This window comes from Brevibacterium litoralis (assembly GCF_040212315.1).
Taxonomy (GTDB): Bacteria; Actinomycetota; Actinomycetes; order Actinomycetales; family Brevibacteriaceae; genus Brevibacterium; species Brevibacterium litoralis.
In genome coordinates, this window is record NZ_JBDIUY010000007.1 from 23,940 (window position 1) to 38,967 (window position 15,028).

Sequence of the window (15,028 nt, forward strand, 5' to 3'; positions counted from 1 at the left end):
CTTGTCTCGTACTCCCGCAGGACTACGAGACAAGAGTCCCGTGAAACGACATCTCCCTCGTCGTCTCCTCCACCGTGAGGTCGAGGAACCGCGCGCCCACGCGTTCCAGCCGTGTCCGGCACAGGTCGGCGATCGTGACCGTGCCCTCTCCCGTACCGGTCCCCGCTCCCGAGGCGCCCTGCCCGGGACCGTTCCCCGTGCGGTCGGCAGTCCCGGGGGCGGGCGCCTCGGCGGCGGGTCCGGTTCCTGCGGACACCGTCCCCTCCGCACCCAGCCGGGCACCTGCCACGGTCCGCAGCTCCTCGGTCTGCTGGACGAGCACGAACCGACGGGAGCCACCGTCGAGCGCGTTGAGCTCGTGGACGGCCTGCGCAGTGGTCCCGGACCCGGCGAAGAAGTCGAGGACGATCGCGTCCCGGTCGAAGAAGGTCTGGGACCGCACCAGCTCACGCAGCAGCGACACCGGTTTGGGGTACCCGAAGGTACCGCCGAGCCCGAGGGCCTCCAGGTCGTCGCGACCCTCCTGCCCGAGCGCCCGGATGATCGAGTACATCTTCGAGCTCGCCTGCTCTGCGGGGGTCAGCCGCACGACGGCGTGCTTCCCCGCGTCACCCCAGGGCTGCAGTCGGTAGAGCCCCGATTCCAAGCCCGCGTCGATCTCCGCCTTCTTCGCTTCTCCGCGGGCTTCGAGGACGTCCTCGTACATGAGCCGCCGTTCCTGCCCCCGGGTGTACTTGCCGAAACTCACCCGCAGCACGTCGTCCTCGACCAGGTACCGCTGTCCGTCGATCGTCGCGTACCGCGCGGGCTTCTGCTTCTCGCGCAGGAAGGGACCGACCGAGGCGGCCTCGCGCGCCCACACGTGCACGTAGTCGTGGCCGCGCACCCACCGCTTCGCCTGGCCGCCGCCCTTGGCCCGTTGGTGGACGAGCGCGCCCAGGTAGTTCTCCTCGCCGAACACCTCGTTCCCGAGCAACACCATGTGCCCGCTCTCCCGGTCGTCCACCTGCACGAACACGACCCCGTCCGGCCGCAGGAGGTCCGCGGTGAGCCGCAGCCGCGGCAGCATCATCGACATCCACCCGGCGTGCCCGCTCGCCCCGAAGGTGTCGCGATAGGGCAGCACGTTGCCCGTGTTGTACGGCGGGTCGATGTACACGACCTTCACCGCATGCGCGTGCGTGCGCCGCAGCGCGTGGAGCGCCGGCAGGTTGTCCGACTCGATCACGAGGTCGTGCTCCTGCAGATCCGCCGGCAGCGCACCGTCCCCGCTCCCGAGGCGCCCTGTCCTTCCGAGGTGCTCTGTCCTTCCGAGGTGGCCTGTCCTGGGCACCAACCGTAGGTCCGGGTGGGGCTCGGCGAGCGCCTCGGCGGCGGTCCTGCCCTCCCAGTCGAGGGACACGGAGACGGTCACGGGGGTCCCTTCGGAGGTTCGGCGGGGCGGGAGCACACCCGCGCGGGCCCAGGCTTCGTGGAAGTCGCTTGTGGGCGCGGGTGAATGAGGCGAGGATAACCCACATGAGCTCTGACATCCCCCGGACCATCCACGTACCCAAGGTGCAGCGCGCGGCCGTCATCGGCGCGGGCATCCTCGGCACCGCCGTCGCCCGCGAACTCACCCGCCGGATCCCCGAGGTCGAGGTGACGGTGTTCGAGAAGGAGCTCACCGTCGCCGGGCACCAGACGGGGCACAACTCCGGGGTGGTGCACGCGGGCCTCTACTACCAGCCGGGATCGCTCAAGGCGCGCCTGTGCCGACGGGGTGTGGAGATGCTCGTGCCCTACGCCGCCGAACACGGGGTGCCCTACGACGAGTGCGGCAAGCTCGTGGTCGCCCAGGACACCGACGAGGTCGACCGTCTGGAGGCGATCTTCGAGAAGGCGAAGGCCAACGGGGTCCCGCACGTGAAGCTGCTGGACCGTCACCAGATGCGCGAGGTCGAGCCGCACGTGCGCGGTGTGCTGGCGCTGCACAGCCCGCACACCGCGATCATCGACTACCCGGCGCTCACCCAGGCCTTCGCCTCCGATGTCGAGGCGGCCGGTGGCGAGTTCCGGTTCGGGTCCGAGGTCGTCCGCCTCGACACCCTCGGCGACGAGGTGCGGGTGGCCCTCGCGGTGCCCGGGGCCGACGGTTCCAAGCTCACCGAGGACGGTGGGGCCTTCGATCTCGTCGTCACGTGCGCGGGACTCCAGGCCGACCGCCTGGCGACGGCGAGCGGGCTGGAGAAGGACCCGCGGATCGTCCCCTTCTACGGCGACTACTTCCTCGTGCCGGGCAAGGCCGCCGAGGTGGTCAAGGGCCTCATCTACCCCGTCCCGGACCCGGCGTACCCGTTCCTCGGCGTGCACCTGACCCGGCGCACCGACGGTGGCCTCATGCTCGGACCCAATGCATTCCTGTCCTTCGGGCGCGAGGCGTACTCCGCCCGTCAGGCCTTCAGCCGGGAGAACCTGCAGCAGACGGCCTCGGACCTGTTCTCGACGGCCGGGTTCGGCGGGTTCTGGAAGTTCGCGAAGGACAACGTGAAGGCGGCGGTCCGGGAGTCGCGGACGGCGCTCTCGCCGGCGGCGTTCATCGAGGAGGCGCGGAAGTTCGTACCCGAACTCGACGGCACCCAGGTGGTCAAGGGGCCGCGCGGGGTGCGGGCGCAGGCGATGAACCCGGACGGGTCGCTCGTCGACGACTTCGTGTTCTCCACGCGGGGGCGGCTCACGCAGGTGCGCAACGCGCCCTCACCGGCGGCCACGAGCTCTATGGCGATCGCCGAGTACGTGGTGGACAAGGCCCTGGAGTCGGTGGGCTGAGCCCTCAGACCGAGGGGGTGAGCGCCCGGTCGACGAGGGCGGCCAGGTCTTCTGCGGCCTTGGTAAGCACCTCGGCGGGCCGGGTCAGGCATTCCTCGACGGGGGCATGGGAGTCCATGGTCACCAGGCCGGCGAGGCCCAGGTCGGCGGCCGCATCGGCCGGGAACTCGCTCGATCCCGCGACCACGAGGACCGGCAGTCCGCGCTCGCGGGCCTTCTCGACGACCCGGCCGGGGCCCTTGCCGTTGAGGCTCTGGGAGTCGAACCGGCCCTCGCCGGTGACGACGACCTCGGCACTCGCGAGCGCGGCGTCGAACCCGAGCAGGTCGAGTACGTAGTCGGCACCGCTCGCGGACTCGTCCGCGCATCCCTCGCACCCGAGGACGGCCAGGGCCGCGAAGCCCACACCGCCGGCGGCACCGGCACCGGAGTGGCGCAGGTGCACGCCGCCGCCGGGGACGAGCGAGGCGTAGTGGGCCAGGGCCGCGTCGAGACGGGCGACCTCGGCGGGGCCGGCGCCCTTCTGCGGGCCGTAGACCGCGGCGGCGCCGTCCTCTCCGAGGAGAGGGTTCATGACGTCCGAGGCGAGCGTGAAGTCGGCGTGGCCGCTCTCGATCCGCGGGTCGAGGTCGCACATCTCGACCTCGACGAGCTGTTCGAGACCGACCCCGCCGTCGGGGACCGGGGCGCCGTTCGCGTCGAGCAGTTTCACTCCGAGGGCCGCGAGCATCCCCGCACCACCGTCGGTCGTGGCGGACCCGCCGATCCCGAGGACGATCCGGGAGCACCCGGTGTCGAGGGCGGCCTTGATCATCTCGCCGGTGCCCCGGGTCGTCGCGGTGAGCGCGGTCGTGGCATCGGGTCCGTCGGGCAGAAGCGCGAGGCCGGAGGCCTGCGCCATCTCGATGACTGCGGTGTCGTCGTGGGAGGCCCAGGTCGCTTCGACGGGTTCCCCGAGCGGATCGGTGACGGTGAGGGTGTGGGGAGTGTAGCCACGGGCGAGTGCGGCGGCCACGGTGCCGTCGCCCCCGTCCGCGATGGGCAGGGAGAGGGTTTCGTGCCCACGACCCACGAGTGGCCGGGAGAGGACGTCGGTGACCTCCGCGGCGGTGAGGGTGCCCTTGAACTTGTCGCAGGCGAGCAGCACGCGCATGTGTTCCTCCGAATCTTTGCGATCCCTGGGAACTCTAGTGACGCCCTTGCACGATTCCCACAAAAGGTGATCAATGTCCCGAACCGGGCGTGAGGGGCACGACATCGGTGAATTCCGGGGAAACCGCAACCATCGGCCGGGTCACGGCAGGAGGGGGAAATACGACGATTCCGTCGCTACGGAGCGTTCCGGGAACCCGCTGCCGCAGGCAGAAAAAAGCCACGACGGCCACACGTGTTTCAGCCTGACCGCCGCGGTGAACCGATCATACATACGGGAGGGTGCATGAATGAACCCGTGAAGCCCCGTATCGGGTAACGATTCGGTCGATTTCGCCGCACCGCCCGGTGGAGGTATCGCTCAGGCGGTGGGGTGCCGGGGGTCGGGCGGCGTCGAACTCAGACCGCCAGGCGGCGTGCCTTCCTCGCCTCGTGGCCGTGCTTGGTCGGGTTCATGAGCGTGACGAACACGTTGACCAGGAGCGCCGCGATCGTCGTGCACGCGACGGGCACCAGGAAGGACGGCCGGGCACCGAACGCGTCGATCGCCATGCCGCCGACGGCGGACCCGGCCGCGGCGCCGGCGCCCATGAAGGTCGTCATCCACGCGAACGCCTCGGTGAGACGACCGGTCGGGGCGAGGGCCTTGACGGACGTCGAGGTCGAGATGAGCGCGGGTGCGATCCCGGCCCCGGCGACGAAGAGGAGGCCCATGAATCCCCAGAAGTTCGCGGGGATGAGCAACAGCCACGTGAGCGCGGCGTAGAAGGTGACGGCCATCGCCTGGCGCCGGTGGGTGGGGATCTTCCAGTCGATCGCCCCGAAGACCAGGCCGGCGAACAACGACCCGAGTGCGAAGGCGGCGAGCAACAGGCCGGACAGTTCCTTGTGCCCCTGTTCCTCGGCGAAGGCCACGGCGACGACGTCGATCGCCCCGAAAGCGGCACCCAGGAGGAAGTGGGCGACGACCGTGAGCAGGATGCCGGGGTTCGACAGCACCTTGCCCTTGAGGACCTTGTCGGTCTCCTTCGGCACGGCCGGCGGTTCGGTGTCCGTCTGCCGGTAGAGCAGGAAGCTGCCGACCGTCGTCGTGAGGATCGACAGGATGAGCCCGGCCGGCGGGAACAGGGCCGTGGCGAGTGCCGTGACGATGATCGGGCCGGAGACGAAGAGGATCTCGTCGAGCACCGCCTCCCAACTGAACGCCAGGTCCAGTTGCTTGGGGGTCCGCGTCACGTGGCTCCAGCGGGCGCGGATGAGCGACCCGACCGCACCGATCGAGGCACCGGCGATCGCCGCGAACACCCCGGTCACCAGCAGTGGCAGCCCGGCGTAGACCGTCAGCATGAGCAGCACGATGGCGCTCACGTTGATCACGCACAGGGGGACCATGACCTTCGCCTGGCCCAGCCGGTCGATCCGCTTCCCGTGGAAGGGATTGGCCAGTGCCTGGGCGAGGAAGTACGCGGCGACCACGCCACCGGCCGTCCCGTAGGACCCCGTCACACCCTGCACGAACAGCAGGATGCCGAGCCCCAGGAACGAGATCGGGAAACGCGCGATGAGCCCGGCGATGGAGAATGCGAGCGCCCCGGGCAGAGCGAGAATCTCGCGATAACGGCCTGTCACCCGGACAGCCTAGGCCCGGGACACGGCCCGCCGCCCCCTTTCGAGAGCGAACTCACGCCTCAGCCGATGACGCCGTCGACGACGGCCTTGGCCTCCTCCTGCACCTGCCTGAGATGGTCGGCGCCCTTGAAGGACTCCGCGTAGATCTTGTAGACGTCCTCGGTGCCGGACGGGCGGGCGGCGAACCAGGCGTCGTCGGTCGTCACCTTGAGGCCGCCGATGGCCGCGCCGTTGCCGGGCGCCTCGGTGAGCTTGGCGGTGATGGGTGCGCCGGCGAGGGTGTCCGCGGTGACCTGCGCGGGGCTGAGCTTCTTGAGCGCCACCTTCTGCTCGCGGGTGGCCGGGGCGTCGACACGGGCGTAGGCGGAGACACCGAACTCCTCCTCCAGCTCGCGGAACCGCTGGGACGGGGTCTTGCCGGTGGTCGCCGTGATCTCCGCGGCCAGCAGACACAGCAGGATCCCGTCCTTGTCGGTCGTCCAGGTCCTCCCTTCGAAGGTGAGGAAGCTGGCGCCGGCGGACTCCTCGCCGCCGAAGCCGACGGTGCCGTCCGTGAGGCCGGGGACGAACCACTTGAAGCCGACGGGCACCTCGAGGAGCTTCTTCCCGCGGGCGGCGGCCAGCCGGTCGATGATCGAGGAGGAGACGAGCGTCTTGCCGATCGCGGTGTCGGCCGCCCACTGCTCACGGTGGGAGAACAGGTGGTCGATCGCGACGGCCAGGTAGTGGTTGGGGTTCATGAGGCCGGCGTCGGGGGTGACGATGCCGTGGCGGTCGGCGTCGGCGTCGTTGCCGGTGGCGATGTCGTACTTGTCCTTGTTCCCTATGAGGGAGGCCATCGCGTGGGGCGAGGAGCAGTCCATGCGGATCTTCTCGTCCCAGTCGAGGGTCATGAAGCGCCAGGTCGGGTCGACGACGGGGTTGACGACGTCGAGGTCGAAGTTCCAGCGCTCGCCGATCGCCGCCCAGTAGTCGACGCTCGCGCCGCCCAGCGGGTCCGCGCCGATGTGCAGGCCGGAGTTCGAGATCGCTTCCATGTCGAGGACCTCGCCGAGGGCGTCGACGTAGGAGGCGACGAAGTCGAAGTTCGTCGTGTTGTCCAGGTGGTAGGCGCGCTGGAAGGGGGCGCGGGGGATCTTTTCCCACCCGGCCTCGAGGAGGGCGTTCGCGCGGTCCTCGATCCACCCGGTGACGTCGGAGTCCGCGGGGCCGCCGTGCGGCGGGTTGTACTTGAAGCCGCCGTCCTGCGGTGGGTTGTGCGAGGGCGTGATGACGATCCCGTCGGCCAGGCCCTGCGGGGAGCCTGCCGCGGCCGAGGCGCCCAGTCCCTGGTTGTGCCGGATGACCGCGTGGGACAGGGCCGGGGTGGGGGTGTAGCCGTCGCGCTCGTCGATCATCGTGGGGACGTCCGCGGCGGCGAGGACCTCGAGGGCGGTGAGGAAGGCCGGTTCCGACAGGGCGTGGGTGTCACGGGCCAGGTAGACGGGGCCCGTGTAGCCCTGGCCGGCGCGGTACTCGATGATCGCGGCGGTGATCGCGGCGATGTGCGCCTCGTTGAACGACCCGGTGAAACTCGACCCGCGATGACCCGAGGTGCCGAAGGCCACCCGCTGGGCGGGATCGGCGGGGTCCGGGACGAGGTCGTGGTAGGCGTCGAGGAGCGCCTGGACGTCGACCAGGTCGGATTCTTCTGCAGGAAGGCCGGCACGCGTAGTCATGGCGCCCACATTGCCACGAGATGAGGCACCGGAGTAGCCCGGTCCACCGGGTGTCTCGGATGCCGGGCAGCGGGCCCGGGGAGTGGATGAGGCCAAGGACACCTGAGAGCGCGGGCGGAGCTCCGCTTGAACGTCGAGCGCGAGGTGAGTGGCGGAATCCTTCGCGGGATCCGCCACTCACCTCGCTCTCGATGGGGTGTGGCCGGGGCCGGTCACATCACCCAGGGTTCCTGGTCGGTCTCGGAGACGATCGGCTTGCCGTGGTCGAGGTTCCACGCGCCCATGCCGCCGTTGACGTTGATCGCGTCGAAGCCGTTCTGGTTGAGCCAGGCGACGGCCTGCCGCGACCGGCCACCGGAGCGGCAGATGACGTACAGGTCCTCGTCCATGGGGACCTCGCCGTAGCGGGCGGGCAGGTCGCCCAGCGGGATGTGCTGGGCGCCGTCGATGTGGCCCGACTTCCACTCGTCGTCCTCCCGGACGTCGAGGATCGGGGCGTCGTCGGGGATCTCGGTGACGTTGACGCTGGGAATATCCATGCGGTCAGTCTAGGGAAGAACCTCGACGGACACAGCGCCCTCATCCCAGCGCTCCTCATCCCAACGCCGCGCGGAGTTCCGTCTTGAGGATCTTCCCGGCCGCGGAGGTCGGCAGGGCGTCGACCACGTGGACCTCACGGATCTTCTGGTAGGGCAGCACACGTTCGGCGACCCAGGCGGAGAACGCCTCGGCGTCGAAGGCCGCCAACCCCTCCGCCCCGCCGGTCGGCACGACGAAGGCGACCGGGATCTCCCCGGCGTCCCCGTCGACCCGACCGGTGATTGCGATCTGCGCGACCTCCGGGTGACCGGCGGCCACGTCCTCCAGTTCCCGCGGGTACACGTTGTAGCCCTTGTAGATGAGCATGTCCTTGGCCCGGTCGTGGATCCGCACGAACCCGTCGACGTCCCGGCTCGCGATGTCCCCGGTCCGCAACCACCCGTCCACGTACTGCGCCGCGGTCTGCTCGGGGGCGTTCGCGTACCCGTCGGTCACCTGCGGCCCGCGGACCCACAGCTCGCCCTCGGAGTCGTCGGGCAGGACGGTGTACCCGTCGGCGTCCCGGATCTCGATCTCGGTGTCGCACACCGGGATCCCGACGGTGCCGGTCTTGCGCAGCGCGTCGCGTGTGAACGGGGAACTCGTCACCATGCACGTGCCCTCGGTGAGCCCGTACCCCTCGGCCACGACGGCATTGGGCATCACCTCGGCGATCCGTTGCATCGCCGTCGAGTCGAGGGGAGCAGCTCCGGAGACCGCCACGCGCATGGACGGCATGGTCGCGCCGGTCTTCCGGTGGTGGTCCGCGAGCGACAGGAACATGGGCGGGTTGCCCGAGGTGTAGCTCGCGTCCCACCGCTGCACGAGCTCGACGAAGGTCTCCGGTCGGAACCGCCCGGCCAGCACGAGCGTGATCCCGCCGAGCAGGAACATGTTCGAGGTCGTGAGCCCCTGGGCGTGGAACAGTGGCGGCACCTGCACCGAGGCCGTCTCGCCGGCCCGGATGAACGGATCCCCGGCCTCCTCGATCGGTACGAGCTCCAGGCGCCCGTCCGCGTCGCGGGCCACCCGCCGGTGCAGACGCCAGGCGACCATCTGCGTGACGTTGCCGAGCACGTTCCGGTGCAGCACCCGCACGCCCTTCGACTTCCCCGTCGTCCCGCCCGTGTACGCGTAGTGCGCCACCGCGTCCGGCTCCTGCAGCACCGGCTCGAAGGCCGCCGCGCTCCCGTCGGCCGTCCGCGCGTCGATCACCGCGTCGAGCATCGCCCAGACGTTCCCCGCTCCCGAGGCGCCCTGGCCTCGACTCCCGGGCGCCGCCTCGGCGGCCCCGTCCTCAGGAGTGGCGCCGGTGAGCGCGTGCGCCCGGGCGACCTCCTCGTCGGTGGCGGACCCGGACCAGCTGGCCGGGGTGACGAGCACCCGGGCAGGGGTGAGATCGTGGGCGATCGCCTCGAGCGGACCCAGGTGGGCGGGGTGGGTGACGACGGCCGAGGCGCCGGCGTCGGCGAGCTGCTCGAGCAGCTTGGGTGCCGGCTGGAGGGGATTCACGAGCGTGACGGCCGCGCCCGTGAACAGTGCGCCGTAGTAGGCCGGGAAGTACCAGTGGGTGTTCGGCATGTGGAGACCGACGACCGAACCGGGCCCGATGCCGTGGGCGGCGAGGTCCGCGGCGACCGCCCGGGCACGGGCCAGGAGTTCGGTGTGGGTGACGACCTCGTCGCCGTCGGCCACGGCGATCCGCGCGCCCCACAGGCGCGCGGAGGTCAGGAGCACCTCCGGCACGGCGCGGGCGGGGAAGTCGAGGTGGGTGGGGATTCCCGAGGGAAAGTAATGCGTCATCGCAGATTTCCTGCCCGTCATGGGGTATGGTGAACGCGTTCGAACTTAACGATCGTTCAGTCACCTGTCAATAGGTTTCCCTCTCCCCCGTGCCGCGAAGAACAGTCACTGTCGACTGTCATTCCGAATCGGTCACGGAAGAGGAGGAACCGGCCGGACGGGTGCACATTGAACCGCATCCCGGGTCCACCCGGGGTACCGCAGACGAGTACGAAGGAGTACCGCCATGCGCAGGACGACTGCTGCATTCACCACTGCCCTCACCGCGTCCCTGGCGCTCGCGCTCACCGCCTGTGCCGGTGGCGCCGGTGGCGGGGGAGCGACCTCCGGGGGAGGCGACGGGGGCGGCGAGGGCTATGCCTGGGACGCATCCGACGAGGAGATCAAGGCGGCCTTCGCCGACATCGACCCCGTGACGATCACCTATCAGCCCTCGGCCCAGTCCGCGGAAGGGATGGACTCCTACCGGGCACTCGGATTCGCCGAGAAGGTCGAGGAACTCTCCGACGGCAAGGTCACCGTCGACATCGTCTACGCGCAGGCGATCGCCGGGTACACGGAGCTCGGCGACGCGCTCGTCGACGGTCGAGTCGACCTCGCGTACATGCTTCCCATCTACCAACCGGACGAGTACCCGGTGTTCCAGAGCTACGTCACCGCGACGACGCTCACCGGCAGCTCGCCGCTCGTCGACGAGCTCGCCGCCAATGCCGCCTTCGGCCAACTGGCGTGGAACGACCCGAACTTCATCGCGGAGTTCGAGGACCAGGGCCTCAAGCCGCTCAACCCCTTCAACGCCGCCGGCGCGATCATGGCGCTGTGCAAGGATCCGCACACGACCGCCGAGGACTGGCAGGGGAACCAGGTCCGGGTCTCCGGCACCGCCCAGACCTCCCAGCTCGAGGCACTCGGCGGCACCCCGGTCTCCCTCCAGTACACCGAGACCTACGAGGCGCTGCAGCGTGGCACCGTCGACTGCACGTTCTCCGCGACCCTGCCGGCCTTCTCCGGTGGCTTCATCGAGGTCGCCCCGAACGTCGGCTACACCTCGGACGTCACCTTCGCCCGCGGGCCCGGCGGCGTCTACGCCGGCAGCGCGTGGGAGACCTGGCCGCTGGCCGTCCAGCAGCTCGTCTTCGACGCGATGGAGGAGGAGTTCTACAACTCCCGGCGGGGTGACCTCGACGCCAACTACGAGGCGGTGCAGGCCTCGGCCGAGCACGGCGGGGCCTTCGAGGAGATCGACTCGGACGTGCAGGACGCCCTGCTCGAGGCCTCCGAGGGCCTCGTCCAGGAGGAGGTCGACGCGGGCATGCTGCCGGAGACGATCTCGGAGGACGTGGCCACGGCGATGGAGACCTGGCGGTCCCACGCGGCGGACCTGGGCTACGAGGACGCCGGTTCCTTCGCCGACTACGACGAGTGGTACCCCAAGGACGACCTGGAGTACCTCAAGCCCTACGCCGAGCGGTACTTCGAAGAGGTGATGGTGCCCCACCGCCCGGGCGCATGATTCCCGGCGCCTCGCTCGCCGAGGTGCCCGGACCCGCGCTCAGGCCGTGGCCGGAGCCTGGTTCCAGGGCATCTTGGCGAGCACCGAGGCCATCGGGCACGAACCGGTGAGAGCGGAGACCGTGAGGCCGGTGCCGATGGCCGCGGCCAGGTACCCGAACTTCGGATTCACGGTCTTCGCGGCGACGAGACCACCGACCACCAGCCCACCTGCGACCAGGCGTACCTGGCGGTCGAGCGCCCAGTGGCGTCCGTCGCCGGCCAAATCGATCGCGCCACCTTCGAGCGCCTCGACGCCGCCGGTGAGGACCCGTGCCGTGAGGCCCTCTCCCTCCAGCATCATCCGGGCCTGTTCGGCGCGGCCTCCGGTCCGGCACACGAGCACGAGGTCCGCGGGGAAGTCCTCGCGCAGTGCCGGCAGTGCGGTCGACAGTTCGTCGAGCGGGATGTTGGTCGAGCCCGGGACGTGCTGGGAGGCGAACTCCGCCGGCGTCCGGACGTCGAGCAGCGCGGGCCCCTCCCCGGAGGCGAGTGCGGACTGCAGGGCGGAAGCGGAAATACTGGTCATGAAGGATCTCCTCGGGAGGTCGGTCAGCTGTGTGAGCGGGTGTGTCGGGGGCGCGACACAGCGCGGGACGAGGTCGGACGGATCGTCCTACCGTACGTGGAAGAGCTCGATCGTGATGACACCGACTCCTACGGCCAGAGTGAACCAGGCGAACCCCTTTCGGAGTCCGATCGCCGGTACCCGCGTGGACAAGGCGATGCCGACGAGGGACCCGGCGACCGCCAGTGCCGCGAAGGTCAGGACGAGGGGCCAGGGGATGTCGACGGGGTCGGTGAGGTGACCGGCGAAAGCGGCGAGTGAGTTGAGGCTGATCACGAGCAGTGAGGTCGCGGAGGCCACCGGCATCGGAAGCCTCGCAGCGATGACGAGCGCCGGCACGATCAGGAAACCACCACCGACGCCCACGACTCCGGTGACGAGCCCCGTGGTCGGTCCGAGACCGAGAAATGTCCGCGTACGGTTCCGCCCGTCACGTTCGGCCCCGCCGGTCAGGCTCGACGGGGGAAACAGCATCCCCCAGGCGCTTGCCACCATCACGAGGCCGAATGTCCACATCAGTACGTCTCCTGGCAAGAACGCTCCTGCCTGCGACCCGATGAGACTGCCGATCACCGAGGCGGCGGCGAACTTCGATCCGATGCTCCAGCGGATCCTGCCGAGTAGGTGCATGCGCCAGGTACCCAGGGCGCTCGTCGCACCGACCACGACGAGGGAGGCGACGATCGCCTCGCGCGGTGCGAGTCCCGCCACATGGGTGAGGATCGGGACCGTGAGGATCGCTCCACCCCGCCGAGGAGTCCGAGCAGCAGCCCGACCACCACGGCGAGTGTGAGCGCGCCGGCGAGAAGCGGAGTCACGTCGCGGTGGTCGCGGGGACGGACCCGTCGAGCGCGGCCCAGGCGCTGTAGCTCCCCTTGATCTCGACGACCTCGTGCCCCGCGCGGCGCAGGGCGGATGAAACCACCGCGTTGCGGAGACCCGCTTGGCAGTAGGTGTACAGGGTCTCCGTGCCCGGGGTGGGCAGATCGTGAAGGTGCCACATCACTCTGCCCCCGGAAAGATTGACGGCTCCGGGAAGATGACCACGCGTGTATTCGGACGAGTTCCGGACGTCGAGCAGGAGACCCCCGTCCGTGAGGGCGGCGTCGAGGTCCTCGGGTTCGATGACTTCCGGAGGGGTGAGCGCGAGTCCGTCGAGTGAGGAGATGTACCCGGTGACAGAATCGATCCCGACGCGACGCAGGTGATCGCGGTATGCCGAGGCTTCGTCCGCGTCGGCGGCGAGGACGACGATCGATCGCTTCTCCCGCGCGGGGTCGACGATCCACGATGCGAAGCTCGCGGACTTCGGGAGGCCGGGGATCGTGAGACTGCCCTTCACCGTGCCGGCGTGGACTTCTCCGTGACCACGGGTGTCGAGGAGGATCACGGTGTCGTCCGCCATTGCCGCCGTCAGGGACTCGGCGGAGTGTTCGACGAGGTCCTCGGCGTCGGGGAGAAGAACGGGGCCGGTCCTGTTCTCGACCTTCATTCGTGCGAAGTATGCGTGTGGGTCCGGCTGGTCGGACAGCACGTGGTCGACGAAGCCCTCCATATCGCCCTCGGCGAGGAAAGGTGCCCACCAGCTGAAGGTACGTTCGTAGCCGACGGTGGTCGTCGGCACGGCGCCGAGGGATTTCCCGCAGGCGGAACCGGATCCGTGCCCCGGGAGTACCTGGACGTAGTCGGGGAGGGTGAGGAACACGTCACGCAGGCTGAGGAACAGGTCCTGTGCGCCGCGGAATCTCGTATCGACCCCGCCGGCGGCGGCATCGAGCAGGTCGGGCCGTCCCACTTCGCCGACGAACACGAAATCGCCGGTGAGCATGAATCCCGGCTTGTCGGCCTGGGCTCCGTCGGTGATGAGGAACGACATGTGCTCCGGTGTGTGGCCCGGAGTGTGGACGGCCTCGACGGTGATGTTGCCCAGCTGGATCCGATGGCCGTTCTTCATCCGGGTGGCCCCGTCGAATTCCGTGCCATAGGTCCAGTCGGGTCCACCTTCGTCCGACACGTACATCTGCGCGCCGGTGGCGCGGGCGAGTTCGCGGGTGCCGGAGAGGTAGTCGGCATGGATATGGGTCTCCGTCGCACCGGTGATCGTCATTCCGTGGGCCGTCGCTATGCGTTCGTAGACGGCATGGTCGCGACGGGGGTCGACGACGAGGGCCTTCCCTTCGGCCTGACAGCCGATGAGGTAGCTCGCCTGAGCGAGGTCCTCGTCATAGATGCGTTCGAGAAGCATGAAGGACTTCCTTCCGGAAGTGTCGTGAAGAGCGTGTGGTGGGTGGAGGGTGCGCTCAGCGGCCGAACAGCCTGGACAGGAGTCCCGGCCGTGCGGCCTTCGCCCTGTCGATCTCGGACTGCGAATGCTCGCCGTTGCACCACTGGCCTCGGGGGACGGAACTCTTCACGGAATCGATGTGCATCCCACAGCCGGTCCATGTGGTCTTGTGGCAGGTGGGGCACGTGGTGGCACGGCACATGTGGATCTCCTGTCTTTATACCCCTGGGGGTATTTACGATGATGCAGTGAATATACCCGGGGGTGTATCCTGGATGTCAAGTGCTCCCGCCGATCCGCGCGCTCGTGATGCGACGGTGGGACCCGGAGTACCCTGAGGGCGCACGTGACGTGCAGGAGAGGAGAATCGTCGTGGAGTCCACGGATACGACATCGGGAGCTGCTGGTCATGACCCGGAGGCGAAGCGGAAGATCGTGAATCGCCTGCGTCGGGCCCAGGGGCAGTTGGCAGCGGTCATCGCGGCCGTCGAGGCCGGGGAGGACTGTCGCGCGGTCGTCCAGCAGCTGTCAGCGGTGTCCAAGGCTGTCGATCGCGCGGGTTTTCTCGTGATCTCCACCGCCCTCCAGGACTGCCTCGCGGATCCCGACGCGGACGGTGGGCCGAAGCCTGCGGAACTCGAGAAGCTCTTCATGTCTCTGGCCTGAACGTCGGTGGACGCTGGTAGGCCCGGTGGACGTACGAGACCCCCGACCTGATGGTCGGGGGTCTCGTACGTCCACCGGGCCTACCAGCGTCCACCGACGTTCAGGCCAGAGACATGAAGAGCTTCTCGAGTTCCGCAGGCTTCGGCCCACCGTCCGCGTCGGGATCCGCGAGGCAGTCCTGGAGGGCGGTGGAGATCACGAGAAAACCCGCGCGATCGACAGCCTTGGACACCGCTGACAGCTGCTGGACGACCGCGCGACAGTCCTCCC

Annotated in this window: 14 protein-coding genes; 3 read left to right on the forward strand and 11 right to left on the reverse strand. The window is 69.3% G+C overall.

What is annotated here, in order from left to right:
* Positions 1-22 precede the first annotated feature (22 nt).
* Positions 23-1,414 carry a site-specific DNA-methyltransferase gene (locus tag AAD496_RS01750; RefSeq protein WP_349826911.1) on the reverse strand — a complete coding sequence of 464 codons (1,392 nt, stop codon included), beginning with the start codon at positions 1,412-1,414 and terminating at the stop codon, positions 23-25.
* A gap of 104 nt (positions 1,415-1,518) precedes the next feature.
* Here AAD496_RS01750 and lhgO point away from each other — a divergent pair, with 104 nt between their 5' ends.
* Entirely contained in the window at positions 1,519-2,808 is a 1,290-nt protein-coding gene (lhgO, locus tag AAD496_RS01755; RefSeq protein WP_349826912.1) for an L-2-hydroxyglutarate oxidase, read from the forward strand.
* Positions 2,809-2,812: 4 nt separating this feature from the next.
* On the opposite strand, the gene AAD496_RS01760 is transcribed toward lhgO, so the two are convergent.
* The 5 genes from AAD496_RS01760 to AAD496_RS01780 form a co-directional block, all read right to left on the reverse strand.
* Positions 2,813-3,961, reverse strand: a complete 1,149-nt coding sequence (locus tag AAD496_RS01760; protein WP_349826913.1) for a glycerate kinase — start codon at positions 3,959-3,961, stop codon at positions 2,813-2,815.
* 398 nt (positions 3,962-4,359) lie between these two features.
* Positions 4,360-5,589, reverse strand: a complete 1,230-nt coding sequence (locus AAD496_RS01765; protein WP_349826914.1) for an MFS transporter — start codon at positions 5,587-5,589, stop codon at positions 4,360-4,362.
* Between the two features lie 59 nt (positions 5,590-5,648).
* Entirely contained in the window at positions 5,649-7,307 is a 1,659-nt protein-coding gene (pgm, locus tag AAD496_RS01770) for a phosphoglucomutase (alpha-D-glucose-1,6-bisphosphate-dependent) (protein ID WP_349826915.1), read from the reverse strand.
* A 212-nt stretch (positions 7,308-7,519) separates the two neighbouring features.
* Complete coding sequence (locus tag AAD496_RS01775; RefSeq protein WP_349826916.1) at positions 7,520-7,846, reverse strand: rhodanese-like domain-containing protein; 327 nt, start codon at positions 7,844-7,846, stop codon at positions 7,520-7,522.
* A gap of 55 nt (positions 7,847-7,901) precedes the next feature.
* Complete coding sequence (locus AAD496_RS01780) at positions 7,902-9,689, reverse strand: class I adenylate-forming enzyme family protein (protein ID WP_349826917.1); 1,788 nt, start codon at positions 9,687-9,689, stop codon at positions 7,902-7,904.
* Between the two features lie 226 nt (positions 9,690-9,915).
* On the opposite strand from AAD496_RS01780, the gene dctP reads away from it, so the two are divergent.
* On the forward strand, positions 9,916-11,202 hold the full coding sequence (gene dctP / locus AAD496_RS01785) for a TRAP transporter substrate-binding protein DctP (RefSeq protein WP_349826918.1): 1,287 nt from the start codon (positions 9,916-9,918) through the stop codon (positions 11,200-11,202).
* Positions 11,203-11,241: 39 nt separating this feature from the next.
* On the opposite strand, the gene AAD496_RS01790 is transcribed toward dctP, so the two are convergent.
* The 4 genes from AAD496_RS01790 to AAD496_RS14905 form a co-directional block, all read right to left on the reverse strand.
* Positions 11,242-11,769, reverse strand: coding sequence for a rhodanese-like domain-containing protein (locus AAD496_RS01790; protein WP_349826919.1), 528 nt, complete (start codon positions 11,767-11,769; stop codon positions 11,242-11,244).
* 87 nt (positions 11,770-11,856) lie between these two features.
* Positions 11,857-12,519: a sulfite exporter TauE/SafE family protein gene (locus AAD496_RS01795; RefSeq protein ID WP_349826920.1), complete on the reverse strand. Its 663-nt coding sequence runs from the start codon at positions 12,517-12,519 to the stop codon at positions 11,857-11,859.
* 103 nt (positions 12,520-12,622) lie between these two features.
* Positions 12,623-14,053 carry an MBL fold metallo-hydrolase gene (locus AAD496_RS01800; protein WP_349826921.1) on the reverse strand — a complete coding sequence of 477 codons (1,431 nt, stop codon included), beginning with the start codon at positions 14,051-14,053 and terminating at the stop codon, positions 12,623-12,625.
* Positions 14,054-14,108: 55 nt separating this feature from the next.
* Positions 14,109-14,294: a DUF8730 family Cys-rich protein gene (locus AAD496_RS14905; protein WP_491005663.1), complete on the reverse strand. Its 186-nt coding sequence runs from the start codon at positions 14,292-14,294 to the stop codon at positions 14,109-14,111.
* Positions 14,295-14,464: 170 nt separating this feature from the next.
* On the opposite strand from AAD496_RS14905, the gene AAD496_RS01805 reads away from it, so the two are divergent.
* Positions 14,465-14,758, forward strand: a complete 294-nt coding sequence (locus AAD496_RS01805) for a metal-sensitive transcriptional regulator (RefSeq protein WP_349826922.1) — start codon at positions 14,465-14,467, stop codon at positions 14,756-14,758.
* Positions 14,759-14,858: 100 nt separating this feature from the next.
* Here AAD496_RS01805 and AAD496_RS01810 read toward each other — a convergent pair.
* Positions 14,859-15,028: metal-sensitive transcriptional regulator (locus AAD496_RS01810; protein ID WP_349826923.1), on the reverse strand; the 170-nt coding region annotated here is incomplete at its 5' end.

Excerpts from the sequence above, each read along its gene's own strand:
- AAD496_RS01760 (WP_349826913.1), bottom strand. The coding sequence starts at position 3,961 with ATGCGCGTGCTGCTCGCCTGCGACAAGTTCAAGGGCACCCTCACCGCC.
- pgm (WP_349826915.1), bottom strand. The coding sequence starts at position 7,307 with ATGACTACGCGTGCCGGCCTTCCTGCAGAAGAATCCGACCTGGTCGAC.
- AAD496_RS01800 (WP_349826921.1), bottom strand. The coding sequence starts at position 14,053 with ATGCTTCTCGAACGCATCTATGACGAGGACCTCGCTCAGGCGAGCTAC.
- AAD496_RS14905 (WP_491005663.1), bottom strand. The coding sequence starts at position 14,294 with ATGTGCCGTGCCACCACGTGCCCCACCTGCCACAAGACCACATGGACC.
- dctP (WP_349826918.1), top strand. The coding sequence starts at position 9,916 with ATGCGCAGGACGACTGCTGCATTCACCACTGCCCTCACCGCGTCCCTG.
- AAD496_RS01780 (WP_349826917.1), bottom strand. The coding sequence starts at position 9,689 with ATGACGCATTACTTTCCCTCGGGAATCCCCACCCACCTCGACTTCCCC.
- lhgO (WP_349826912.1), top strand. The coding sequence starts at position 1,519 with ATGAGCTCTGACATCCCCCGGACCATCCACGTACCCAAGGTGCAGCGC.
- AAD496_RS01790 (WP_349826919.1), bottom strand. The coding sequence starts at position 11,769 with ATGACCAGTATTTCCGCTTCCGCCCTGCAGTCCGCACTCGCCTCCGGG.
- AAD496_RS01775 (WP_349826916.1), bottom strand. The coding sequence starts at position 7,846 with ATGGATATTCCCAGCGTCAACGTCACCGAGATCCCCGACGACGCCCCG.